Here is a 25,266-nt window from a genome sequence, read left to right as displayed (position 1 = left end):
ATTTCGAGATGTTTTTGGATAAAAAATGTTAAAGATAATAATAAAAACAAATAGATCAGTCTTATGATTGAAATAAAACACGAGTTAACTGATTAACTATTCACACTTTCATCTAAATAAGAACTTAATTTATTAACTTATCTTTATGATTTTCTCCATAAAAAAGTTGCAATTGCAGGTAAAATGATTATTGCAGCAAGCATATTTACTAAAAACATAAAAGTAAGCAAAATTCCCATATCCATTTGGAATTTTAATGCTGAGAAAAACCAAGTACTGACACCAATAGCAAGTGTTAGTCCGGTTAGTATCACAGCACTACCTCTTTCCACTAACGCTTCATAATAAGCTTGTTGCACCCCTTGTCCTTGGCGTAACTTCATCACCATGGTCGATAAAATGTAGATCCCATAATCGACCCCAATACCAACACCTAGAGCAATAACAGGCAAAGTACTCACCGCGAGGCCAATATTTAAATATGTCATTAATGCCTGTGCCAAAGTCGACACAATATATAAAGGCAAAATAACCGCAATAGTCGCTTTTAACGATCTAAAACTCACTAAACAAAGTAAAAAAACAGCCCCATATACGTACAACATCATAGGAACTTGAGCCTTTGCTACTGCTTCATTGGTGGCAGCCATCACACCAACTGGACCCGATGCTAATTTAAATTTCAATTGTTCATCATTCATTACTGTTGCAAGTCGTTTTACTTCAGCGACAACCGTCTCAATCGTTTCGGCTTTATGATCGGTTAAAAACAAATATATCGGCATAACCGAACAATCATTATTGAGTAATCCTGATGTTGTCGGCACTCGCCCAACAGCTTGAACTAAACTTGCCGTATTTTTAGGCAATACAGTCCATTTAGGATTTCCTTCATTAAAGCCTGCATTTACCCTTTTTGCCACAGACGCTAAACTTGCTGTAGAAGTTACCCCTGCAACATTGGCTAATTGCCATTCCATATCATCGATTTTGCTTAACACGTGATGATAAGTACACGCTTCTGGAAATGCCTCAACAATTATGGAGATCACATCAGTAGTAATCGAAAAATTATCAGCAATATAAAAAGTATCGATATTGTAACGCGAGTCATGATGCAGCGCTGGCGCGCCACCTTGTAGATCACCAATCTTCATATTGGCCGACTGTTGTAGCCCAAAACCATATATAAGTGCAGATAACACTAGAATGATCACCGCACATTTAGGTGTCGCAAATAAAGATAATCGATACCATCTTTTATTCACCTTATCTTCCGCAGCCGTATTAACAGAAAACGAAAGATTACAATAAGATAAAAGTAGTGGTAATAAGATTAAATTAGTAAAAATAATGACTGCAACACCCAAAGATGCTGAAATAGCCAGCTCTCTAATAATACCGATATCAATCGTCAACAAGGTCATAAATCCGACAGTATCGGAGAGCAAAGCGACACCACCAGGCACGAGTAAACTAAGGCAAGCAGCACTGGCAGCTTGATAAGTTGTTAAACCAGATATTACTTTCTTACGCACAGCATTGATCATTTGCACACCATGGCTTACCCCGATGGCAAACACTAAGAATGGTACGAGTATCGACATGGGATCTAAACCAAAGCCGACAACAGTTAAAAGGCCTAGCTGCCAAATAACTGCAATCAAACTACAAGCAAGAGGTAAAGCTGTCAGTAAAATCGATTTTGAAAACAGATAAACCATTATCGCCGTAATAGCGATAGCAATGACAAAGAAAAGCAGTACCCCCTTAGCACCATCAGCAATATCACCCGCCATCTTAGCAAAACCGATAATATGAACCTTAATATGTTCATTCTCAAATTGCTGTCTTAATTGTTGTTCTAATTGCTTAGCAAATTTAAGAGTATCAAGCGGTTCACCCGTTTGTGGATCAAAGTCTAATAATTGTGCTTTTACCATTGCTGCACTGTAATCTTCAGCAATCAAACGACCCACAATACCAGCCTTATCGATATTATTTCTAACAACAGTCAATCCTGCCTCTGTTGTAGTAAAATCGGCAGGAATGACGGGACCACCAGCAAAACCATCTTCAACGACTTCAGTAAAACGAGTTGATGGCGAAAATATCGACTGTACTTGGGCCCGATTAACGCCTGGAATAAAAAATAGTTGGTCATGAATTTGTTTTAAGGTATCAAAAAAGGTTTCGTTAAAAATATCACCACGACTATCTTCAATAGCAACCATAATGTTATTTGCCCCACCAAATTGTTTTTGATGTTTTAAATAGGTCTGCATATAACTATGATTTAACGGAATATTTTTAATAAATGCCGCATCCATTTTAAGTTGACTGGCAAAAAAACCAAGCACAAGTGTTAGCAATATAAACACCGCAATGACAAATGCTCTTTGCTTAAAAAGAAAATTTTCGAATGCGAGCAAACCTCGATTAAACATATTGGTACCTTATTATTTTAATTGTTGTACGCCTTTACTGCCCACCACCCAAATATCACCCAACTTGTCGATAGCTAGTGCCACAATATCTTGTCCTAGTTGCTGTGACTCAATCGTGGCGACATCAGCTTTAGTCACATTCATAATCACACCACCGTTACCGACTGTTGTAATGGAATCTGGCTGAGCTAACGCAGCATTAATTGATGTTTGAGATGGTGTCGAAATTTGTAACCATTGCATATCAGGCCAAACAGTTTTAAATAGATGTCCTCTTAACCCCATCACATATAGAGCGTTGCCAGTGTTAAGAATATTAAAGAATGAGCCCTCATAAGGACTGTCTACCGCTGAAAATAGATGCCCTTGATCTGCTGATATAGCAATCAACCCTAATTCTCCAACAACCATTAAATGTTGCTCATCTATGCGTTCAATACGATTAAAATGTGGTAGCAAGGCTTCACGTTCACTTAAATAAAGTTGCTCATTCTCAGTTTTAAGCTCAGCCAAATATGCAATATCTTCTTCAAACAATAATTCTTGATGAAACTCTTCACTCCAATGCTGGCCGCCATCAATTGTTCGATAAAAAAGACCATAAGCCCCCACGGCTACCCCGTGTTGAGCATCGAAAAAAAGTACATCTAAAAAAGGTTTCTCCAGCTCAGGTGCAAACATCTGCATTTTCCAAGTCAAGCCACCATCAGCAGTATGTAAAATAGTCGCGTCATGGCCGACAGCCCAACCTTTCATTTCATCAATAAAAAAGACTTTGGTTAACAGACTCTTAGTGGGTGTTTCAACTTGTCGCCACTGTGAACTAGGATAATCATAACGCAAGACATGACCATGCTGACCAACAGTTATCATTGAGGATGGTGTTGCCACAATATCTGTAAGAAGAGATGTTTCAGCTAATGGTTGAATTTGGAGTCGTTGATCGTTAGCACTATAACTTGGGGAAATAAAACTGACATAAAGCAGGCCAAACAAGCTAAAAAAACATTTTTTCAGCATAATATAATCCTATTAAAAGGCCCATCAAATCGAATTTGATGGGCCTAATCTACTATCGTATACCTTTACGGCGAAGTGCAGCTGGTGTGAAGCTTGAAGAACTTAACTTCGCATCAAAGTTATACATACGCCCTTCATTATCTAATCCCATGGCGATATAACGACGAGACTGCAGATCATGGAATACTTCTAAAGTACTCCAATGAGTCGGCACTTCGTAATAATTCAAGCCATGTGCGAAAGCAACGCGATATAGCTCATCTCGATTATCGTATAAGTCCGCAACAGAAACCTGCCATGAATCTTCATCAAGATAGAAGTCTCGTGTTTTATAGATATGACGCATACCAGGCTTTAGCGTCGCTTTAACATGCCAAACTCGGTGCTTCTCCCAACGAACAAGATCTGGATTAATATGCCCAGGCGTCAAAATATCCTCATAATCAAGCTTATCTGAATGCAAGCGATAATCATTATATGGAATAAGTACTTCTTGTTTGCCAACCAACTCCCAGTTATAGCGCGAAGGTGAACCATTAAACATATCAAAATCATCAGTGGTTCTTAAACCATCAGACACTGTACCCGGCGTGTCAAAAGCGACATTAGGGGCCTTACGAACTCGGCGTTGGCCAGTGTTATAAGTCCAAGCTTGGCGTGGCTGAGCTTCTTGATCCATGGTCTCTTTCACGAGCAGCGCAGTACCCGCCAATCTTGCAGGCTGAGTTACGACCTGTTTAAAAAAGAACAGAGTATTTTCGTCTTTAAGTTTATCTAACGTCATTTCAGGACGTGAATACTGGAATCGAATCTCTTCGGCTGTTTCAACTAGGGTATAAGAACCTCCCGCAGTTGGAGCCGCTTGACTTCGAGCCGTTTCAATATCAACGCCTCTAAAACGAAGAATATGGTTCCAAATAGCTTCTAAGCCATTAGCGGGAATAGGAAACGGCACACCAATAGATGCGCCAGAGATACCATTACCATTCGCAACTAACTCGGCACGGCTGGCATTCGCTTTAGTTGCATCATAAACAAATTGCGGATTTGATGCGCTGCGGTGAGTCTGATAAACATTCATTTTGAAACTATCAGGATAGGTTTCAAATAACTTATTCTGACCCAGTGTTAAAAACTTTTGATATTGTGATTTATTAGCATTAGTTATGGTATATAACACCTTGTCTTGACTATAAGGATCTGGATGATGCATCCCTTTTTCATAACCAGCAACGGGTTGAGTTAAACCACCGTTCCATTCAGGAATTGAACCATCAGCATTTGCCGCTTGCTCAGCTCCAAGTGGCGTTAAGTTTTTACCTAATTGATCTGCCTCTTGTTGAGACACTTTCGCATTGGCAGTAAAAGCCAGCATGACCGCTAAAGAAAGTAAACTATGTTGCTTCATTATCATCTTCCTTATTAAATCGAAAACTTGACGTTAAATGACAGATAATCACGGTCAGCTAATAAATTGGTTGTACCTACACCACCAAAGAAACTGTTGTATGACATATCAAATCCCCAGCTACTTTGGTAATCAACAGCGACACCGACAGATAAAGATTTACGTCCTTCGGTAAATAAGAACATTGGATCTGGCGTAATACCATCAACATCATGTGAGAAGATCATTCGCGGTGATACATTAAAGGCACCAAGCACATTGTTATAAGTCGCTTTGCCGACTAAACGATAACCCCAAGCAAAATCAGTTGGAAATGGATTAGTTTCAGGTCCATTATGAAGGGCCTGTACAATACCAGGCATATCAGGGTTACCACCTGAGCGCCCTGTACCTGGACCATTTAAACGCAGTTCATCAAACCCCGGCATATCATGGATCCACACGCCGCCCACTTCGGCTAATGCAACAAAGCTATCAGCACCTAATGTCGGGCCAAGTAGATGAGTGAATGTCATCTGAGCCTGAGTGGTATCAAGCCTAATAAAGCCATCAACCGTATCACCAGCCTGAACCCCTTTTAACTGTGAAATACCATCTAAATCAGGGCGGAGTCCTGCATTAGCTAACTGCTGTGGCATACCAGCAAAAAGCAGCTCTACATCATCAATCTGCAGCGGTTCATCCTGTCTATGGGCAATTTCACCTGCCACCGAGGTATCGCCTAACGATGTGTTAAAACTAAAACCATATAATTTAATATCTTCAGGATAAACAATTTGTGCTTTTGAAAAACTATTCAGCCCTAACAGTAAATCACGGTCAACCTGACCAGCATTCTGGCCTAATGTAGATAAATCAAGAAGCATTGAAGAAGTAGAGAAATCAGCAGCAGTACCGCTAATCAATGGACGACGACTATGGTAATTAATAAAGTAGAAACCAAATTCGGTATCATTTAACTCAGGTGCATAATAGCCAACCTTCACACCATATTGACCATCATCATCTGGTTCAGCCTCATCCTCAACTAGCGTCACTTTAGTCGGATATGCTAATGCCATATTAATTAAGGTCGTGGTATCAATATTCTGACCAGAAGCGATCATTTGTGATAAACGATTATATTCTTCAACCACAAAGTCGAGTGGAATATCAGGGTTAGCATTAAAGCCTAACTGAGCGTTATTGGCGTAACCGCCATAACCAGCAAAATCGTTAGTTGAGAAGTATGAACCAGGCGCAGGGATCCAAACGGGTTCCCATTCATATTGATAAAAAGCCTCTACAGAAAGTGAGTCCGTAATACCAAATGAAGCCCACACCATGCCCTGCGGTCTAAATGCTTCTTTAAGCTCTGAGCCAGGTGCACGAAGAATATTTAAATCGACGGGGTTAATAATACCAATACCGTGCGAGATTAAGGTACTCTCACCCCAAGAGACCACCTGGTTACCCACTCGAACTGACAGAGGGTTGGCACCATCATTAAAATCAAAATCCGCATAGATGAAGGCATCGAGTAAACGAATATCTTTACACTGAACTTCTTCTGCACGCTTATCTGCACACGGGTCAAAAGCTTGTCCAGTAATAGGATTATGGTAACCAAAGTCCCCATCATTAAGTCTTTTATCATAGAAATACATGCCACGAGCAAACAAACCAAAATTCTCATATGCTAAAGATAATTCATGAAGACCTTTAAAAATTTCAGAAGTTGATTTACCTCGGGTATACATTAAATCACTAAGATCGTTGTTACTTGAATATGAACCTGGCTGCGCCCAAATTTCAGCAGCAGTATATTTAGTATTACCAAAAGCGGAATAGCCACTCCAATCAAAACGTGGATGATTCACTTTACCGATAAGGTTATCCCAATCACGTTCTTCGGTACGATAACTAGCACCTAAAGTCCATGTTGAATCAAATGTTCCTTCAATATCACCAAGATTGAAAGAAACAGCTTCTGCAGGTTGCATCAAACCAAGAGTTAAAACTGACGAAATCCCTAATGCCAGTGTTGAACGATTAAAACGTTTAACAATCTTCATGTTAGCTTCTCCGAATATCGGATTTATATTTTAATAGTCATGCCAACAACTAAATAGCATATGAGTAACAATATTGTTACAGGTTTTTTGTAAAATGGGCAAGTAATGGGATAAAGAAATTTAGATAAAGATCAGTGACTTTAGAGCTTTTTAAGAGGGATAAGAATAGATAAGCATTTGAAAAACTAACTGTCGTAACTTGATGAGTTTAATAGTAAAAAAAGTTTCTTTTAAAAAACATGACCTTAAAAATTATATTAGCAAAAGATGGATAAAAAATAATACATTCACTCGTTTGAAGTAAATACTCTAAAACTTTATTAAAGAAACAAAACTCCCCTGCTCATTTGTGATTAATTGAAAGCGCCCATAGATACCTTCGATTGATACAAATTGGCGAAAGTGACGCGCATTAATCCATAGTCGCTGGCCGTTAAAACAAGTGACTTCTATTTGATTAATATTGCCTTGGTAATAATAAATCAATTCGTGGCTTGGCAAAGCCATATGAAACTCAAATTTCATCCCTAAAATTAACGCTCCAGACAGAATGTAATAGCCTATATTTACGTGTAAAAATGAAAGGCCATAAAATATTATGGCCTTTCACGAATTAATTAAGCGAGTGCTTTAAATACTTTCTCATATAAGTCTTTTGATAAATCAGGCAGATCCATCAAACGCTGTAATTGAACCTTAATCAATTGTTGACGAGATTGGTCAAATTTACCAAATTGAATTAAAGGTGTAATCATTCTAGCGGCAACTTGTGGGTTAACTTTATTCAGCACGATTAACCAATCAGTCAGTAATTGATAGCCACGACCGTCTACACGATGGAATTGCGCTAAGTTAGCCATCGCAAAACTACCAATAATAGAGCGAACACGGTTAGGATTTTCAAAACTAAACGCACTGTGTTGTTTTAAGTTTTCGATTGCATCAAATACTTGCTCATTATTAAAACATGCCTGCAGTGCAAACCATTTATCCATCACCAATGGCGTATCTTTCCATTGCGCTTCAAAGTCAGTCAATAATGCTTGTCTACATGCTAATGCACCGACATTGGCTGCTTGTAATGCTGCTAATGAGTCTGTCATATTATCTGCTTGTTGATATTGTTGCTGTACTAGCGTATCAATATCCACAGCAGTACTGGTTAACAGTATCAAACAGCTATTTTTAAGTGCGCGTGCACCAATAGTTTGCTCTTGTGCTAATTGACGATATTTAGCGAGCAACTCATCTTCACATTCATTCGCGATTGTGTCGACAACATAGCGTCTAGCTGCCGTTAACGCATCTAAATCCACACTATCAACTTGTTCTACTAATGCAGACAGACTTGGTAACGTCAGAATTTCAGCCACTAACTCAGCATCAAGATCTGTCGCTAACATAACCGCTCTAAACGCATCAACAACACGAGGATCAACCACCATCGCTTGCTCAGCAGCTAGCTTAGCGACATTTTGCCAAACCGTCTGACTAAACAAGTTTACAGATGCTTCCCAACGTGCAACTTCACTTGTTGCAAATTGCATTAAATGCACAAGGTGTTCAATACTAAAATTGTAAACTAACTTCACCGGCGCAGAAAAATCTTGTAGCAGTGAAACCAACGGCTTCTGATCAATATTATCAAATACAAACTCTTGTTCATTTTCTACAAAATCGAGCACTTTATTTAATAAACTATGTCCGTCCGCAGCTAATAACTCAATTGAGAATGGGATATGTAATGCTTGTTTTACTGCCTGTTCGGCTGTTGCCGGAGTATGTTGCTTTAATGTCAGCGTATAACGTTTCTTATTAGCATCATAACTGTCCATCACATTTACAATTGGCGTACCTGATTGGCTATACCAGCGACGGAAAAGCGCTAAATCTACACCACTTGCATCTTCCATCGCAGCCACAAAATCATCACAAGTTACCGCATGACCATCGTGACGCTCAACATATAAACGCATGCCAGCTTGGAAACCTTCTTCGCCAAGCAAAGTGTGCAGCATACGAATAACTTCTGCGCCTTTGTTGTATACCGTGACTGTGTAGAAATTATTCATTTCCATCACAGATTCAGGGCGAATTGGATGCGCCATTGGACCGGTATCTTCAGCGAATTGTTGGTTTTTAATCACCTTAATCGCATTAATACGGTTCACTGCACGAGAACCCATATCTGAACTAAATTCTTGGTCACGGAATACGGTTAAGCCCTCTTTTAAGCTTAATTGGAACCAATCACGGCAAGTGATACGGTTACCCGTCCAGTTATGGAAATATTCATGACCAATTACCGCTTCAATACCGTGATAATCCACATCAGTCGCAGTCGCTTTATCGGCTAACACATATTTTGTGTTGAAAACGTTTAAACCTTTGTTTTCCATTGCGCCCATGTTAAAGAAATCCACAGCCACAATCATATAAATATCTAAATCATACTCTAGGCCAAAGCGTGACTCATCCCATTCCATTGCTTTTTTCAATGATGCCATCGCATGCTGTGATTTTGATAAATTACCTTTATCAACAAAAACTTGTAACTTAACATCACGACCACTTCGAGTGGTAAATTTATCTTCTAATAAGTCGAAGTCACCAGCAACTAACGCAAATAAGTAACATGGCTTAGGAAATGGATCTTGCCAACAAACAAAATGACGACCACCATCAAGCTCACCAGCATCAATTGGATTGCCATTACTTAATAAATAAGGAAATTGGGCTTTATCAGCTTCAATACGAACGGTAAATTTGGCTAACACATCAGGGCGATCTAGATAATAGGTAATACGTCTAAAGCCCTCTGCTTCACATTGAGTGCAATATGCCCCATCTGACATATATAAACCTTCAAGACTGGTGTTGGCAGCAGGATCTAATATAGTCACAATTTCTAATTCAAATTGATCAAAATCAACTGTAATCGATAACTTACCATCAGCCTCGATATACTCTACCGCTTGACCATTGATCTTTACCGAACTCAGCTGTAATGACTCACCATCTAAAACGAGCACCTTAGCCGCGCTATCTAGTCTTTGCACCTGACTAGTAGCAACGACGCGAGTTTGCGCACCGAGTAAATTAACATCTAAATTGATGTTCTCGATTGTAAATTTAGGAGACTGATAATCCTTCAAAAACTTTGCAGTAACTTGCGACATAATTGCCCCTTAAACTAATCAAAATTGTGATTAAAAAAATTAAAACAATGGTATCTCACCAATATACGCTTACCGAGGATATTGGTCTTTAGTTAGTCCGTTTAATTTTTGATATAAACATCGATTATCTTCATTGATAAAAGTGAACATAACTTAAAATTAAACGGGTTATCATATAAACAAAAAAACGCGCCTAAGCGCGTTTTAATTAGTAACTAATCTTATTTAGTTTTTTTATGAGCAATCTGATCCATATGAGCTAAGTCAAGGGTGATCAGTACTGCTTCATCTAAATAAGGATCGGGCGCTTCCATCTTATCGTCAACATCATCTAACGATTTTACTGGTTTTAGCCCTTGAGCTTGTAATCGTTCATTAGTACGCTCAAGCTCTTTTTTATCTTCATCATCTTGCTTTGTCACACGCTCGCTTTCAACTAGCGATACAGATTTATCATCATGATGTGCTTTGAAGTATTCAATATCATCTGCAATGTAACCAAACTCAACGTTATTTTTTATACGTTGTTTATGTTCGTTATCTAATTTGCTCACTAATGCAGGGGTGATTTCAAACAATTCATTATATTTTGCTTTCGCGATTTTATCCCATGGTAATGCATTATCTTCTTCTGCTTCACCATATTCCCCTACTTCAAGTGCACTTGGGAATGGGATATCAGGTGTTACCCCTTTAATCTGGTACTGCCGCCATTAATACGGTAAAATTTAGCAATCGTATATTGCACATGACCAAGGTCTTTATCATACATATCATAAATTCGACCTAAACTCTTATGCTGCTGTACAGTACCTTTACCAAAAGTCGACTCACCGACAATCACGGCACGATCATAATCTTGTAATGCTGCAGCAAAAATTTCAGATGCCGAAGCACTATAGCGATCAACCATCACGACTAACGGACCTTTATAGAGACTCTTGCCATCATGATCACTATTTTGTGAAATACGGCCATTAGCATCTCTAATTTGTACCACTGGACCTTTATCGATAAATAATCCAGTTAATAGTGTTGCTTCTGTTAACGCACCACCACCATTACGACGTAAATCAATAATAACGCCATCAACTTTATCAGCTTCTAGCTTAGCTAACTCTTTTTCTACGTCTTTGGTTAAATTCATGTAAAAACCAGGGATCTGTATTACCCCAATTTTTTGACCTGCATATTGTCCCTCTTTAGGTTCAACTACTTTAGAGGTCGCTGCTCGATCTTCTAAACGAATTTTATCTCGCTTAATGGTCACTTTGAATGTTTTAGCATTAGCTCCACCTTTTTCAGGCAGGATCTCTAATGTCACAGTACTATCTTTAGGGCCTTTAATCAGCTCAACTACGTCTCAAGACGCCAGCCAATTACATCAACAATCTCTTCGCCTTCTTGACCAACACCAACAATCTTATCTTCTGGTGAAAGCTTTTCACTTTTCTCAGCCGGTCCACCTTTGACCATGCTCTTAATGACCGTATAGTCATCATCAGCTTGTAATACCGCGCCAATGCCCTCGAGACTCAAATTCATTTCCATTTGGAAACGTTCAGCATTACGAGGAGATAAATAGCTAGTATGCGGCTCGACACTTCGAGAAAACGCATTCATCACACCTTGAAAAACATCTTCGCTTTTGGTTTGTGATAAACGCTTAATGGCGTTGTTATAACGCTTATCTAAAATATTGACTATTTCAGGCCACGTTTTACCCGTCATTTTCAGATTTAATGCATCATATTTAACACGTTGACGCCATAATTCATTTAACTCAGCTTCATTTTTTGGCCAAGCGGCATCTTCACGATCAAATTGATATTTATCGCCTTTAACAGCAAAATCCATCGGTTTATCTTTATTAAGCAAAGATAATGCATATTCAAAACGCTGGTAACGTCTTTTTTGCACTAAATCATACATTTTGTATGCAGGAGCTAGATCACCAGATTTCATCATATTATCAAACTGATTTTCATATGGCATAAAGCTATTGATATCAGCTTGGGTTAATACATTACGTCTGAAATCTAATTGTTTAAGATAACGGTTGAAGATTTGCTCAGAAAAGGCATCGTTTAGATCAAAACGATGATAATGTGAACGGGTATAGAGACCAGTGACCCGTTTACTTGCCACAGCGTGCTGTGGCTCCTGTGTTAGTTGGGGTAACTCATTGACTTGAATCGTAGGCGATAATGCCCATACTGACGAACTGGTAAATAATCCGCCGACAACTACAGCTAAAAGCATTTTTCTCATCAACAAGTTACTCCTTAACTATTTACAGTAAGATATGCTCTACACGAACTTTGACAGACAATCCTGAGTCAAGTTGCACATGAATATCTTCTTTATTGATATCAAGTACTACACCTTGTACAGGTGTTTTACCTAATTTGATATTAACGCGTTGATTTTGTTTTAGCTCTTCCAGTTTAGCAGGAACAAGATTGACAACTGGCGCTTTCTCTACACGTACAGCTTTCTTCGCAGGCTTGTTAGCTACAGCTTTTTTCGCTGGCTTTTTAGCTGCTTTTGGCGCTTTCGCTTCACGTTGTGCATCACGCTTAGCTTTTGCACGGTCTTGGCTTTCTTTTAGCGTTGCTTGAGCATGGTCAATATGCTGCTGCTCAAGTTCGCCACATGGCTTACCATCTAAATCGATACGCTCGGCACCTGCTTTGATGCACTTAAGGTAACGCCAGCTGCTTGTATAGCGGCGAAGTGCAACACGTAATTGAGTTTTACTGACTTTAGAATCATCAGCCAACCTCTCAGCCAAATCTTGAAACAATCCAATTTTTAATGGTTTAGTTTCACCCTCAGCAATAAAGCACAAAGGGAATGTTTCATATAAATACGCTAAAATTGCGTTGGTGTCGGTCAACTTTTCTGTTGATTCCATCATTACTTCCACAGTTTAATAAAATAGGACCCATCAACCCAATCATAAAATGGATTGAAAATAGTCGTTTAGCCGCGCTAATCAAATAGATGATTAACCTACATTAAATTAATATAACAAAGATACTCAAGCTAACAAATAGCAAAAACAATCTAAGTGAATTACATCGCACATTCTGCTAGTCGTCAAATTACAATCCAGCTTTAATGCTCTTGCCCGCTATTATAATCCCGACGACACCGATTGCGACCATCATTTCACACAAATTGTTCGCATTTTAAGCAAATAAGCAGTTTTCAAGCTTATTTAGACATTTTTCTAGGCCATCTTGGTCAATTTCAGTAAAACGAGAGAAGCTTGGGCTATCAATATCCAATACTCCTATCACTTGTCCATGACGACGAAATGGAATAACTAACTCCGAATTACTGGCACTATCACAGGCAATATGTCCAGCAAATTGGTGCACATCATCTACCCGTACGCTTATATTCTTAGCCGCAGAAGTGCCACAAACACCTTGACCAATCGCAATACGAGTACAAGCTAATTTACCTTGAAATGGCCCTAAGACTAACTGTTCATTATCGATTAAATAAAAGCCTAGCCAATTGATATCGGCAAGTTCATGAAAAAACAAAGCACTAAAATTGGCGAGCCCTGCGATTAAATTGTCCTCTGTTGCAAACAATTGCTCAACTTGACGAGCCAATAACTCATAATCTACATCATGCATTTAATCACATTCCTTAATCGATAACCCACAAGCTTAAATCAACTCATTATTATTCCGCAGCCGTCACTTTAGCAGACTTTTTGGTTTTTACAGGCTTTTTAAGAGGAGCCCCTTTTAATAGTAAACCTAAGTCATCTTTATGCTCTGCTAAGTAGAATGCTAATTTTTCTAATTCAGGCTCAGGTAGCTCGAGCGCCGCATCAGTTAAGAAAGGGATTAAATTATCTGCAATATCTAGCATCTTGTCGTAAGCATCAGCCTCCTTCTTAGATGTAAATGTCATTTTCTCTACCCCTTCTCTTACCACAACAAACTGAGTTACAACTGCCATACATGCCTCACACTGTTTTTATATACAGTGTAAGAGTGACAAAAGTAAACTTCAGATGCAAGTATTACATTGCTTCTGATATTATTCTTATGACACAGCTTACATTTGTACCGTTTTTTACTGAGTAAAAATCATTAACTAAATGATAAGTCACTATTTTTATAACAAAGAAGTAATAATTTGAATTCAACTCAACCTAGTTCATTACCTAAATCCAATATCGTGCTATGCGAATATTGTGATCATGCCGTAATGAAATGTCATTTAACTGCTGGAGTTAGGGCGTTGTGTCCAAGGTGTAACTCAGCCCTTTATGACACGCCATATTGCTCTATAAATGGTGTGCTAGCCCTGTGTTTGACGGCACTAATTTTATATTTCCCCGCCAACTTCTATCCCGTCATTGAAATCCAATTTTTAGGTAATATGCGTACAACAACCGTGATTCAGGCTGCAATAGAGGTCTGTTCACAAGGTTTTTGGGTTGTAGGTATAGCGGTGTTAATTGCGGCGGTAATAGCTCCGGGCATACTTATTTTTTCTACACTAATACAGGTACTTATTGTAAAGTACGGCTTAAAATCTCGTTTTGCCCGAAAAGTATTAAAGCAATTATTGTGTTATCAGCCATTAATACAGCAAATGAGCATGTTAGAAATCTACGTACTGGCACTATTAGTATGTGATTTCCAATTAACCGACTTTTCCAAAGTCACCTTTGGTATTGGTACTTTCTGTTTCACTATGCTGTTTGTTGTGACCATTTTTATGCAACGAGAATACAAAATAGAACATATGTGGGAGCAAGTTGATGATTGATGACCAAGTGGATTGCCACCAAGGTAAAGAACTTGGATTAGTTTTGTGTCACAAATGCAAAACTGTCAATCCAATTGCCAATAAAACTTGTAAGTCTTGCGGCTATGCCATAGAAGTGCGCGACTATGCTAGTTTACAAAAAAGTTGGGCCTTATTGATTACCGCAGCAATGTTACTCATTCCTGCTAATTTATACCCAATTTCTCGCCTCACTAACAAGGGTGAAGTGGTGTATGACACTATCTTTTCAGGTATTGCTCATCTCGTTCATTCAGGCATGATGCCTATTGCAATTATTCTGTTCACCGCCAGTATTTTAGTCCCTTGTTTAAAAATCATTGGACTAGGCTTATATCTATCCGCAATTAGTTTTAATTTACCGCTATCAAAAAGTAAACTCACCAAAGGGTTTCATATTATTGAGTGGATTGGTCGCTGGTCAATGCTTGACCTGTTTGTACTCTCTACAACGGTAGCATTAATCAATATGGGACAGTTACTTGATGCACAACCTGCACCAGCAGCAACTGCCTTTGGCCTAGTTATTTTGCTCACTCAAGTCGCAGCAAAAATATTAGACACCCGTTTACTCTGGGATCGTTTGGAATCGACTAATGAATCAAATTGAATCACCTAAAGTTGTCAAAAAGAAGCTATTTTCACCTATTTGGCTACTACCTTTAATTACACTCATTTTGGGCGCTTGGGTTGGTATTAAAAGCATCAGAGAATCTGGTGTTGAAATTTTAATCCACTTCCCAAGCGCAACTGGTATTGAAGTGGGAAAAACCTTGGTGAAATACCAAGGCCTTACGGTGGGTAAAGTCACCGATATTGGATTAAATGACGATCTACAAAGCGTAAACGTCAGTGTTTTGATGGATTATCGAGCACAACCTTTCTTAAAAACCCATACTGAGTTTTGGCTAGTCACCCCCAAAGCAACTATTACCGGTATTGAAGGCTTAGACACTATTTTTTCGGGCAACTATATTGGTATTAAACCCGGCGCCGGTGATGTAGCGACTAACTTTGAAGCATTAAGACAAGCTCCGCCAATTATCCCAAATAATGAAGGATTAATGGTAACCTTAATGGCTGATAAACTTAACTCTATTGACGTTGGCTCACCCATTTTCTATCGCCAAATCCCTGTCGGTCGCATTTTGGGTTATCACCTTGCTGAAAATGACAAGATCAAAATCAGTGCTTATATTCAGCAACAATATGCCGATTTAGTGAAAGTAAACTCACACTTTTGGAATGTTTCAGGCATAAAAGTTGATGCCAACTTAACAACTGGCATAAAAGTTAATGCCGAAAGCATCGCTTCAATCATTGCTGGCGGCATTAGTTTTGACAGTATTTCAAAGGGGCCAAAGGCAGCTAACGGTCACGAGTTCACCTTATTTGAGAATGAACATCAAGCCCATAATGGCGTCCGTTTTAATCTCGAAACTAAAACGGCTGATGGTGTCAATATCGGCACACCGATTGTTTATTTAGGTGTCAATATAGGTAAAATAAACGCCAAGATTTTAGGTAAAGATCAGGTCACACTTGAAGCAGAAATAGAAGCCCAATACGCCAGCTTTTTGGCAAAAACAAGCCAATTTTGGTTAAGTGGTGCTGATATTTCACTTGATGGAATTAAACATGCAAGTCGTTTAATTACAGGTAATGTGATCAACTTTATTCCGGGTGAAGGCCAAGCACAAAGCAACTACCGACTACTAGAACAAGCCCCTAAACAGCAAGCCCAAGCACCACTGTTGTTGCGCTTAACCTCTCAGGATAATCCAGGTATCAAAGCGGGAGCTGAAATCCGTTATAAGCAATTCCCAATTGGTAAAGTGTTATCAGCACAATTATCAAAAGATATGTCGCACATTGATTACCAGATCCAGATCAATAGACAATTTAGTAGTTTATTAAAACAAGACAGCTATTTTGTACCGACTCCGCCACTTGAAATAAACGCGAGCATGGAAGGTATTTCGGTTAAATCTGGCGGCCTTGATAGCATTCTAAATGGCAGTATCGATATTATTCCAGGCCAAAGTAAGCAACCAATAAAATCAGATACGATCTTAACCCTATACAGTTCAGCTATCGCCGCTAAAACGGATATTGAGCAAGCACATACAATATCAGTGACCTTAACCAGCGAAGATGGTGCGGGTTTATCTGTAGGAGCGCCTGTTTACTACAAAAAAATGGCAATCGGTGAAGTAAGCCACATTAACTGGCAACCTAGCTCAGACGATTTTGCAATTAAATTAAACATTAAACGTCAATTTAAATCATTAATTAATGAGCATACCGTATTTTGGCAAAACGCGGCGGTTACCGTAGATGCAAGCTTAGCCGGTGTTAAAGTCAATGTTGCCCCACTCAAAGGAGCGATCACTGGCAGCATAGGCATAGGTTTATTACCACAAGCGCATCAACATAAACAACGCATGCTATTTAGCTCACAACAATTAGCATTACAAAATGCGCAAGCGATAAGTATTGTGTTCCCTGCTTCTGTAAAACTGAGTAATGGTGCACCTATCCGATATTTAGGCCATAAAATTGGTGAAGTTAGCAAGATAGCCCTTAATAGCAACTTAAAAACAATTACAGCTAAAGCCTATATTTACGGGGAATATGCAGCAAAGTTCACACGTAAAGATAGCCGTTACTTTATTGTCGATGCAGATATTTCTATCCGTGGTATTAAAGCGCCTGAAACCTTATTAACAGGTGCCTATATAGGAACCATTCCAGGCGAAAATACTACCTTAACAAACCATTTCGACGGCAGCTCGCAAACGATACAAGCGGCCGCATCATCTGGACTTGATATTATTCTGACGGATACCAATTTAGGTTCAATTAATGTTGGCACGCCTATTATGTATCGCGGCATTATTATTGGTCATGTGAGCCAATATAAACTAGGTAATCATGCTCAAGATGTTGAAATTACAGCTCATATCAAGCAGCAATATCAACATGTTATAAATCAAAGCAGTCGTTTCTTTGATTTATCAGGAGTGAAAGTGGATATCGGTTTATTTTCTGGTGCGCAAATCAATACTGGCTCATTAGAAAACATACTGGCTGGCGGAATTGGGGTTGCAACTGAAAATAGCACCACTGCTACGAATAAGTTGGCCGCACATACTAAAATGCCAATTTATCCAAAACCAGAGCAGCAATGGTTAGAGTGGGCACCACAACAACAGTAGCAATTGTTATATGTAAAAAGGGCTGAATATTCAGCCCTTTTTGTTATCGGTGACCCATCCAAAGATATAATACCAACTTGATTAAGAAGGTGATCATTCAGCGGGAGTTCAAGGTGCTGTAGACAAGGCGGACATTTGAACGGAATAGTTATTCTATTTTGAAAATGTTCAACGCAGTATACAGTGCCTTGAAACCCGCACGAAGTGAGCTTTTCAGACCTTTCCATTTCGATGTTGCATTGATTTGAAAGGGAATAGCCATTACGGCATCAATGCGCCTAGAACTGAAAAGGCTGACAAGCTCTGAATAGATCACATCTTTAATCAAATTGGTATAACAACTACTGTTGTTAATCCTCGCTATCTAGCCAAACAATTGATCAGCCACAAATGGATTACTACGACGCTCTTGGGCAAAAGTAGAACTTGGGCCATGTCCTGGAATAAACTCCACTTCTCCACCTAAAGGCCACAATTTCTTTGTAATAGAGTCAATTAATGCTGGGTGACTAGATTGCGGAAAATCAGTGCGGCCGATAGAGCCTTTGAATAAAACATCACCAACCCAAGCGGTTTTGGTTAAAGGTTCAAAGAATACTACGTGACCCGGAGTATGGCCTGGGCAATGGCAAACCTGTAAAGATAAGTCACCAACAGTCACCACATCACCATCATTTAAATATTGAGCAGGCACGAATGTATCACAGGGCTTAAACTGAAACATTCGACTTTGATCAGCGAGATCATCAAGTAAGAATTGATCATCTTTATGTGGACCAATAATTGGTACATTTAAACGCTGCGCTAATTCAGTCGCACCACCAACATGGTCAATATGACCATGGGTCAATAAAACCTTTTCTACATCAACGCCATGCTTTTCAACTTCCGCAATAATGCGGTCAACATCACCACCGGGATCAACAATCGCAGCTTTGTTGGTTTTATCACACCAAATCAAATTACAGTTTTGCTGGAATGGTGTCACCGGAATAATTTTATATTTCATTGTCTATTTCCGTTATGCGCTTTTATAAACTTGCTACAGATTACGCTAACTTTAACGCTTTAGCATCTATTGAGATCAAACCATTGAACTAAAACTACTTTGGGATACAATTTAATAAAATTATCAAATAAGAATGCCATGAACACTGCCGATTTTTACCTACCAGAAGTTAATGCTTATAAACATTTTTTTGATTTGCCATTAGATCATTCCGCCCCAACAGGGGAACAGATCCAAATTTTTGCAAGAGAACTCGTCCATCAAGACAAGGTTGGCCAAGAGCTACCTTATATCGTTTACTTCCAAGGTGGTCCAGGATTTGGAGCAATGCGCCCTAGTGCTAATAGTGGCTGGATAAAGCGCGCGCTAAAAGAGTTCAGAGTGTTACTCCTCGATCAACGCGGTACAGGTTTATCAACACCAGTTAATGCTACAGGCATGAGCCATATGTCTGCTGAGCAACAGGCTGAATATTTAACTCACTTTAGAGCCGATAGTATTATTAAAGATGCTGAATTAATTAGAAACCAACTTTGTGGCCAACAACCATGGGCGATTATTGGTCAAAGTTTCGGTGGTTTTTGTGTACTGAAATACCTATCAGATGCCCCACATGGCATCAGTGAAGCTTATATCACGGGTGGCATTCCCTCACTCACTCGACCAGCGACTGAAGTTTATCAAGCAACATACCAACGCGTGCTACAAAAGAATCATGCATTTTTTGAACGTTTCAGTGATGCCCAAGCACTCGTTCGTCAATTAGCACAGCACATTACCGACACCCCGACTTATTTAGCGACAGGTGAACAACTTACCGTAGAGATGCTGCAATTATTAGGCATTAATCTTGGCATGGAGCAAGGGCCTGAAGCGGTTTATTATTTATTAGAGCAAGCGTTAATCTGTAGCCCGCAGGGTGAAATTGTTAACCCACTCTTTTTAGCTCACTTTAGTCATTTATTGGACTACAATACCAACCCTATTTTTGCACTACTGCATGAATCGATTTACTGTCAGCAACAAGCTTCAAACTGGGCTGCACAACAGGTGCAAGAGTTACACCCTGAGTTTAACTACCAAACTGATATGCCATTTTTATTCACTGGCGAAATGATTTACCCATGGTTCTTTGAACAATTTGCTAACTTAAAACCACTGCAACAAGCTGCTGAAATCCTTGCTGCTAAACAAGATTGGCCAATGTTATATGATCTTGAGCAATTGGCGAATAACCAAGTGCCTGTAGCTGCAGCTATCTACAGTGAAGATATGTATGTTGAGATGCAATACAGCTTAGAAACCAGTAAACAGGTCAATAATCTCACCTACTGGCTAACGTCGGAATATGAACATAATGGTATTCGTATGGATGGCGAAAAAATATTTGATAAGCTTGTCGCATTAAACCGTAAACAAGCGCTACGCTAATCCTATCGCCTGACAAGTACAAAAAGCGCCATTATGGCGCTTTTTTGCGGCTACTTGTTTTCGGTGATCGTTTAGCACTTGTAACCCGTTTAGTTGAACTCGTTTTACGCTTAAATCGACTCTTGGTTGGCATTGATTTCAATCCCTGTAATGCTGTTGGAATCGTCTGTGAAGCATGTTCGATTAACCCTGTTAGCATTTGTGTTAATGGCTGCATAAATTGTTGATAGTTCATTTGTTTATCACTAATTTTAGCCAATTGATTTTCCCACAATGCGGTCATATCAGGCGTAGTCGCTTTTTCAGGTAAACTGTAAATAAGCCCCTTACCGGCTTCAGTTGCATGAATTTGTTTACCAACTCGAGTTAAAAAATTACGTTTAAACAGTAATTCAATAATACCTGCGCGCGTCGCCTCAGTACCAATACCATCGGTTTCTTTAAGCGTTTTTTTAATTTCCGCATCAGTCACAAAACGACCAATACCGGTCATGGCACCTAACAGCGTCGCATCGGTAAAATGTTTAGGTGGCTGAGTCATTTTCTCTAACACTTCACCACGTAAACACGCCAATATTTGACCGACTTTTAGTGGTGGTAATTTAGCTAACTCTTCATTCTCTTCACTCGCCGTTGCTTTATTATCAGTACGGCTATATAGCTGCTTCCAACCTAGCTTTTTCTCTGTTTTAGCTTTACAAGTAAATAGACCACCAGCAATTTCCAATTCAACTTCAGTTTCATCATATTCATAAGCAGGATAAAATTGCGCTAAATATTGGCGCGCAATATGTTTATACAATTGACTCTCATAACTGCTCAAACTCGCTAATTGACTCTGCTTCGCTGTTGGAATAATGGCATGGTGAGCATCCACTTTACTGTCGTTCCATGCTTTCGATTTTAATGATGCATTAGGAGCATCAGCATCTTTGGTTAAATCAGCCGCATTATTTAAGATTGCGGTAATCACCTTAGGCGCATCACTAAATTGATCTTTGGGTAAATAGCGACTGTCTGAACGCGGATAAGTGATTAATTTATGTTTTTCGTACAGTGACTGACACGTATCTAATACCTGTTTGGCGCTCATGCCAAAACGTTTGGCGGCATCAATCTGTAGGGCTGATAAACTGTAAGGCAGTGGTGCATTTTGTTTTTTAGCTTGTTTATTCACTTGCTTAACCAAAGCTGGCTGCCCTGTAATCCGCGCAGCAACATTATCGGCAAGCTTGCGATAAATGACTCGGCCATCGCTATCCATATATGGCTCGCAAGCGGCACTCGGTTGCCACTTTGCACTAAAACCTTGCTTAGCTTCAGTCTCAACATGGGCTAACACTTCATAAAATGGCTTACTGACAAACTTGGCAATCTCATCGTCACGGCGCACAACTAACCCCAATAATGGCGTTTGCACGCGGCCAACAGATAATACGCCTTGATAACCCACCTTTTGCCCCTGCAAGGTGTAAGCACGAGTCATATTCATGCCGTATAACCAATCTGCACGGCTTCGTGCTAATGCAGAGGTCGCTAAAGGAATATAGTCGTGGTTCATACGCATTTGGGATAATGCTTTTTTAACAGCACTTGGGTTTAAGTCGCTAATTAATAGTCTTTTTGCTTGGCTTATTTTAGTTTTACTGGCACCGAGATAGCTAATCACTTCATCAACGAGAAGTTGCCCTTCTCTATCTGGGTCTCCCGCATTAACAATCGTTTTAGCTTGTTTGATTAATTTACGTAGGACCGCTAATTGTGAACGGGTGCTCGCTTTGGGTTTAAGTTGCCATTGTTCAGGAATAATAGGCAGATGTTCAAACTTCCATGATTTATATACTGGATCATAATGATCGGGTTCTGCTTGCTCAAGCAGATGGCCAACACACCAACTGACCACATCCCCATTAGCGAGTGTAATATAGCCCTCGCCTTTTTTATGCGGCTTGGGTAATACTTCGGCAATCGCCCGACCTAAACTTGGTTTTTCAGCAATATATAAAATCATAAACTAAACAACTGGATAAATTTACAGTAATTTAGCGTATATTGAATCGCTCTGCAATTTTTGTTGTCATGTTTTTAAAAATGAAACACTTATGCCGTCTGATAAAGCTCCCATAACTGCCCAAATGGGTCAATAATCGCCGCATGATAACCTTCAGGATATTGAGCGAGTTCAACATCAATCATCGCTCCCGCTTCTTTAGCTAAAGTGAGTACCTGCTCAATATGATTAACTTTCAGATGATGCGCCGCATGTGTTAATAAGTAATCACGGCCAACATCTTTGATCACAATGACCTTACCAAACAAACTCAATTTTATTATCCCACTGTCATTAGCAAGTTGTTCTGCAGCAAATACATTTCTATAAAATAAAGCAGCCTGCTCTGGGGTTTTAACATAAAAACAGGGAATAATAGGCTGCGAGTCTGTTGGAAATAACATTAATAATCCACCATAAATATCTAATTAATATAAACAAGATAAATGACTCATAAAAAAAAGGCCAGCATTGCTGACCTTTAAATTTAATTCAACCTAATTAATCAATTATGGATGGCAAACATTATGTAGCTCTAGGTTTGTACCGATATCTTGATTGCGTACGGCTTTAGCATCATCGTTACGTAATTGGGTTAAATGATCTAAATAATTTTGATCTACATCTTGAGTCACGTAATCACCATCAAACACCGATGTTTCAAAACGTGTAATTTCAGGATTTTCCATCTGCACAGCAGCAACTAAGTCTACAATATCTTGGAATATCACCCCATCTGCACCAATAATACGCGCAATCTCATCAACGTCGCGACCATAAGCAATCAACTCATTTGATGTCGGCATATCAATGCCATACACATTAGGGAACCTAATTTCAGGGGCTGCAGAGGCAAAATACACTTTCTTTGCGCCTGCTTCACGAGCCATGCTGATAATCTGCTCTGAGGTGGTACCGCGTACAATTGAATCATCAACCAATAACACGTTTTTACCCGCGAACTCGGTATTAATTGCATTTAATTTACGACGCACAGACTTTTTACGTTCTTGTTGCCCCGGCATAATAAAGGTACGGCCAATATAACGATTTTTTACAAAACCTTGGCGATACGGTAGATCCATGTGACGCGCAATTTCAAGTGCGATATCACATGAGGTCTCTGGGATTGGAATGACCACATCAATATCTAAATCCGCCCATTCACGTTTGATTTTAGCCCCTAATTTAGAACCAAAATTTACACGACTTGCGTATACAGAAACATTATCAATAGTGGAATCTGGACGTGCAAAATAAACGTATTCGAAAATACAAGGTGAATAACTCGGATGTTGTGCACATTGGCGAGTATAAAGCTGCCCATCTAAAGTGATATAAACTGCTTCACCTGGCTCAACATCACGCATCACCTCAAAACCAACAGCATCAAGTGCAACACTTTCAGATGCCACCATATACTCAGTACCATTTGCCGTTTCTTGCTTACCTAACACTAACGGTCTGATACCAAATGGATCTCTAAATGCCACTAAACCTTGACCAATAATCATGGCTACGGCGGCATAAGCACCACTCACCAGTTTATGTACATTGGTAATGGCATCAAACACATCATCAGCGGTAAGCGTTAAACTTTTTATATGCTGAATTTCGTCAGCTAATAAGTTAAGTAAAACTTCTGAATCTGAGGTGGTATTAACATGACGTCTTTTTTGGATAAGCTGCTCAGCTAACTCTAGGGTATTCGTTAAATTACCATTATGAGCGAGTGAGATACCAAAAGGAGAGTTACATAGAATGGCTGGGCTTCTGATGCGCTAGAACTACCTGCGGTAGGATAACGCACATGACCAATACCAGAGTGTCCTTGTAGGCGTTGCATATGTTTTGGTTCAAATACATCTTTAACCAAGCCATTAGCTTTACGTAAACGAAATGCATTGCCATCAATGGTTACAATACCAGCGGCATCTTGCCCTCGGTGTTGCAGAACGGTTAAAGCATCATAAATCGTTTGATTAACCGGTGAGCGACCGACGATTCCAACAATACCACACATGGGTAGGTTTCCTCATTGTAAGATGTTCTATCAATTTAGTTATATTTATATTTTATATTTTAGGTACAAAGCTTGAGGTATTTTCTAAGTAGTTAAAAAACCACTGTATAACAACACCAAATTCAGGGATCAATTTTGAATGCTGCCACCAAACAGTATTTGGCGCCCCTGTAAATGCATCCAAAAAGAACAATATCGCACTAACAATTAAGGCTCCACGTAGGGCACCAAAACACAAACCAAGTAATCTGTCTGTGCCTGACAATCCCGTTTTAGAGACTAATTGACCAATGAGATAATTGACCATTGCGCCCACAATTAAGGTGGCGACAAATAGAATTGCAATCGCAATACCATTACGCAGCATCTCATCTTGGATCTGCGTTAAGTAAACAGCGAGTTCTAAATAGAATTGACTTGCAATAAAGAATGCGACGAACCAGACCACTAATGACATTGCTTCTTTTGCAAAGCCACGTACAAGACTGATTAGTGTAGAGAGTCCAACAACAAAAATAATAGCGTAATCGATCCAAACCATGTAAAGGGATCCGAGAAAAAGATAAGGTCGGCGCGATTCTATCAAAGACTGAATTCATTCTCACC

17 protein-coding genes and 2 pseudogenes are annotated in these 25,266 nt (G+C 39.4%); 4 read left to right on the top strand and 15 right to left on the bottom strand.

The window, feature by feature from the left end; translation table 11 throughout:
• Positions 1-143: 143 nt before the first annotated feature.
• The 10 genes and pseudogenes from JCM15074_RS15415 to JCM15074_RS15370 form a co-directional block, all read right to left on the bottom strand.
• A complete protein-coding gene (locus JCM15074_RS15415; protein ID WP_025822182.1) occupies positions 144-2,447 on the bottom strand; it encodes an efflux RND transporter permease subunit in 2,304 nt (767 codons plus the stop codon).
• 12 nt (positions 2,448-2,459) lie between these two features.
• On the bottom strand, positions 2,460-3,467 hold the full coding sequence (locus JCM15074_RS15410; RefSeq protein WP_025822180.1) for a WD40/YVTN/BNR-like repeat-containing protein: 1,008 nt from the start codon (positions 3,465-3,467) through the stop codon (positions 2,460-2,462).
• 52 nt (positions 3,468-3,519) lie between these two features.
• Positions 3,520-4,875, bottom strand: a complete 1,356-nt coding sequence (locus JCM15074_RS15405; RefSeq protein WP_025822178.1) for a DUF1329 domain-containing protein — start codon at positions 4,873-4,875, stop codon at positions 3,520-3,522.
• A 14-nt stretch (positions 4,876-4,889) separates the two neighbouring features.
• Positions 4,890-6,929, bottom strand: coding sequence for a DUF1302 domain-containing protein (locus JCM15074_RS15400; RefSeq protein ID WP_025822176.1), 2,040 nt, complete (start codon positions 6,927-6,929; stop codon positions 4,890-4,892).
• 309 nt (positions 6,930-7,238) lie between these two features.
• Positions 7,239-7,454 carry a DUF2835 family protein gene (locus JCM15074_RS25665; RefSeq protein WP_025822174.1) on the bottom strand — a complete coding sequence of 72 codons (216 nt, stop codon included), beginning with the start codon at positions 7,452-7,454 and terminating at the stop codon, positions 7,239-7,241.
• A gap of 92 nt (positions 7,455-7,546) precedes the next feature.
• Complete coding sequence (pepN, locus tag JCM15074_RS15390; RefSeq protein ID WP_025822172.1) at positions 7,547-10,108, bottom strand: aminopeptidase N; 2,562 nt, start codon at positions 10,106-10,108, stop codon at positions 7,547-7,549.
• A gap of 221 nt (positions 10,109-10,329) precedes the next feature.
• A pseudogene (gene prc / locus JCM15074_RS22530) lies at positions 10,330-12,379 on the bottom strand (carboxy terminal-processing peptidase).
• Between the two features lie 22 nt (positions 12,380-12,401).
• Positions 12,402-13,025, bottom strand: coding sequence for an RNA chaperone ProQ (gene proQ, locus JCM15074_RS15380; protein ID WP_025822170.1), 624 nt, complete (start codon positions 13,023-13,025; stop codon positions 12,402-12,404).
• A gap of 277 nt (positions 13,026-13,302) precedes the next feature.
• On the bottom strand, positions 13,303-13,761 hold the full coding sequence (gene msrC, locus JCM15074_RS15375) for a free L-methionine (R)-S-oxide reductase MsrC (protein WP_025822169.1): 459 nt from the start codon (positions 13,759-13,761) through the stop codon (positions 13,303-13,305).
• Between the two features lie 49 nt (positions 13,762-13,810).
• Positions 13,811-14,092 (bottom strand): YebG family protein, encoded by a 282-nt coding sequence (locus JCM15074_RS15370; protein ID WP_025822167.1) that lies wholly within the window; start codon positions 14,090-14,092, stop codon positions 13,811-13,813.
• 252 nt (positions 14,093-14,344) lie between these two features.
• Here JCM15074_RS15370 and JCM15074_RS22525 point away from each other — a divergent pair, with 252 nt between their 5' ends.
• The 3 genes from JCM15074_RS22525 to JCM15074_RS15355 are packed head-to-tail and all read left to right on the top strand — an operon-like array spanning position 14,345 to position 18,147.
• Entirely contained in the window at positions 14,345-14,911 is a 567-nt protein-coding gene (locus JCM15074_RS22525; RefSeq protein ID WP_051536924.1) for a paraquat-inducible protein A, read from the top strand.
• A complete protein-coding gene (locus JCM15074_RS15360) occupies positions 14,904-15,539 on the top strand; it encodes a paraquat-inducible protein A (RefSeq protein WP_025822165.1) in 636 nt (211 codons plus the stop codon). The genes JCM15074_RS22525 and JCM15074_RS15360 overlap by 8 nt, the downstream gene beginning before the upstream one ends.
• Positions 15,526-18,147 (top strand): PqiB family protein, encoded by a 2,622-nt coding sequence (locus tag JCM15074_RS15355; protein WP_025822164.1) that lies wholly within the window; start codon positions 15,526-15,528, stop codon positions 18,145-18,147. Before JCM15074_RS15360 ends, JCM15074_RS15355 begins: the two co-directional genes overlap by 14 nt.
• Positions 18,148-18,511: 364 nt before the next feature.
• Here the strand turns inward: JCM15074_RS15355 and JCM15074_RS15350 are convergent, their stop codons facing one another.
• Positions 18,512-19,156, bottom strand: a complete 645-nt coding sequence (locus JCM15074_RS15350) for an MBL fold metallo-hydrolase (RefSeq protein WP_025822163.1) — start codon at positions 19,154-19,156, stop codon at positions 18,512-18,514.
• 138 nt (positions 19,157-19,294) lie between these two features.
• Here JCM15074_RS15350 and JCM15074_RS15345 point away from each other — a divergent pair, with 138 nt between their 5' ends.
• On the top strand, positions 19,295-20,587 hold the full coding sequence (locus tag JCM15074_RS15345; RefSeq protein WP_025822162.1) for an alpha/beta fold hydrolase: 1,293 nt from the start codon (positions 19,295-19,297) through the stop codon (positions 20,585-20,587).
• A gap of 31 nt (positions 20,588-20,618) precedes the next feature.
• On the opposite strand, the gene JCM15074_RS15340 is transcribed toward JCM15074_RS15345, so the two are convergent.
• The 4 genes and pseudogenes from JCM15074_RS15340 to JCM15074_RS15325 all read right to left on the bottom strand — a co-directional run bounded on the left by JCM15074_RS15340 (position 20,619) and on the right by JCM15074_RS15325 (position 25,201).
• Positions 20,619-22,598 carry a DNA topoisomerase III gene (locus tag JCM15074_RS15340; RefSeq protein WP_025822161.1) on the bottom strand — a complete coding sequence of 660 codons (1,980 nt, stop codon included), beginning with the start codon at positions 22,596-22,598 and terminating at the stop codon, positions 20,619-20,621.
• An 89-nt stretch (positions 22,599-22,687) separates the two neighbouring features.
• A complete protein-coding gene (locus JCM15074_RS15335) occupies positions 22,688-23,041 on the bottom strand; it encodes a VOC family protein (protein ID WP_025822160.1) in 354 nt (117 codons plus the stop codon).
• 105 nt (positions 23,042-23,146) lie between these two features.
• Positions 23,147-24,660: pseudogene (gene purF, locus JCM15074_RS22520) on the bottom strand (amidophosphoribosyltransferase).
• 52 nt (positions 24,661-24,712) lie between these two features.
• Positions 24,713-25,201, bottom strand: coding sequence for a CvpA family protein (locus JCM15074_RS15325; protein WP_025822159.1), 489 nt, complete (start codon positions 25,199-25,201; stop codon positions 24,713-24,715).
• Positions 25,202-25,266: the final 65 nt, after the last annotated feature.

This window comes from Shewanella marina JCM 15074 (assembly GCF_000614975.1).
GTDB lineage: Bacteria > Pseudomonadota > Gammaproteobacteria > Enterobacterales > Shewanellaceae > Shewanella > Shewanella marina.
Note: the sequence above shows the minus strand (reverse complement) of the source record. Positions and strands in the feature narration are given on the sequence as shown.

Excerpts from the sequence above, each read along its gene's own strand:
- JCM15074_RS22525 (WP_051536924.1), top strand. The coding sequence starts at position 14,345 with ATGAAATGTCATTTAACTGCTGGAGTTAGGGCGTTGTGTCCAAGGTGT.
- JCM15074_RS15340 (WP_025822161.1), bottom strand. The coding sequence starts at position 22,598 with ATGATTTTATATATTGCTGAAAAACCAAGTTTAGGTCGGGCGATTGCC.
- JCM15074_RS15355 (WP_025822164.1), top strand. The coding sequence starts at position 15,526 with ATGAATCAAATTGAATCACCTAAAGTTGTCAAAAAGAAGCTATTTTCA.
- JCM15074_RS15345 (WP_025822162.1), top strand. The coding sequence starts at position 19,295 with ATGAACACTGCCGATTTTTACCTACCAGAAGTTAATGCTTATAAACAT.
- proQ (WP_025822170.1), bottom strand. The coding sequence starts at position 13,025 with ATGGAATCAACAGAAAAGTTGACCGACACCAACGCAATTTTAGCGTAT.
- JCM15074_RS15410 (WP_025822180.1), bottom strand. The coding sequence starts at position 3,467 with ATGCTGAAAAAATGTTTTTTTAGCTTGTTTGGCCTGCTTTATGTCAGT.
- pepN (WP_025822172.1), bottom strand. The coding sequence starts at position 10,108 with ATGTCGCAAGTTACTGCAAAGTTTTTGAAGGATTATCAGTCTCCTAAA.
- JCM15074_RS15405 (WP_025822178.1), bottom strand. The coding sequence starts at position 4,875 with ATGAAGCAACATAGTTTACTTTCTTTAGCGGTCATGCTGGCTTTTACT.
- msrC (WP_025822169.1), bottom strand. The coding sequence starts at position 13,761 with ATGCATGATGTAGATTATGAGTTATTGGCTCGTCAAGTTGAGCAATTG.
- JCM15074_RS15325 (WP_025822159.1), bottom strand. The coding sequence starts at position 25,201 with ATGGTTTGGATCGATTACGCTATTATTTTTGTTGTTGGACTCTCTACA.
- JCM15074_RS15350 (WP_025822163.1), bottom strand. The coding sequence starts at position 19,156 with ATGAAATATAAAATTATTCCGGTGACACCATTCCAGCAAAACTGTAAT.
- JCM15074_RS15415 (WP_025822182.1), bottom strand. The coding sequence starts at position 2,447 with ATGTTTAATCGAGGTTTGCTCGCATTCGAAAATTTTCTTTTTAAGCAA.
- JCM15074_RS15360 (WP_025822165.1), top strand. The coding sequence starts at position 14,904 with ATGATTGATGACCAAGTGGATTGCCACCAAGGTAAAGAACTTGGATTA.
- JCM15074_RS15370 (WP_025822167.1), bottom strand. The coding sequence starts at position 14,092 with ATGGCAGTTGTAACTCAGTTTGTTGTGGTAAGAGAAGGGGTAGAGAAA.
- JCM15074_RS15400 (WP_025822176.1), bottom strand. The coding sequence starts at position 6,929 with ATGAAGATTGTTAAACGTTTTAATCGTTCAACACTGGCATTAGGGATT.
- JCM15074_RS15335 (WP_025822160.1), bottom strand. The coding sequence starts at position 23,041 with ATGTTATTTCCAACAGACTCGCAGCCTATTATTCCCTGTTTTTATGTT.
- JCM15074_RS25665 (WP_025822174.1), bottom strand. The coding sequence starts at position 7,454 with ATGAAATTTGAGTTTCATATGGCTTTGCCAAGCCACGAATTGATTTAT.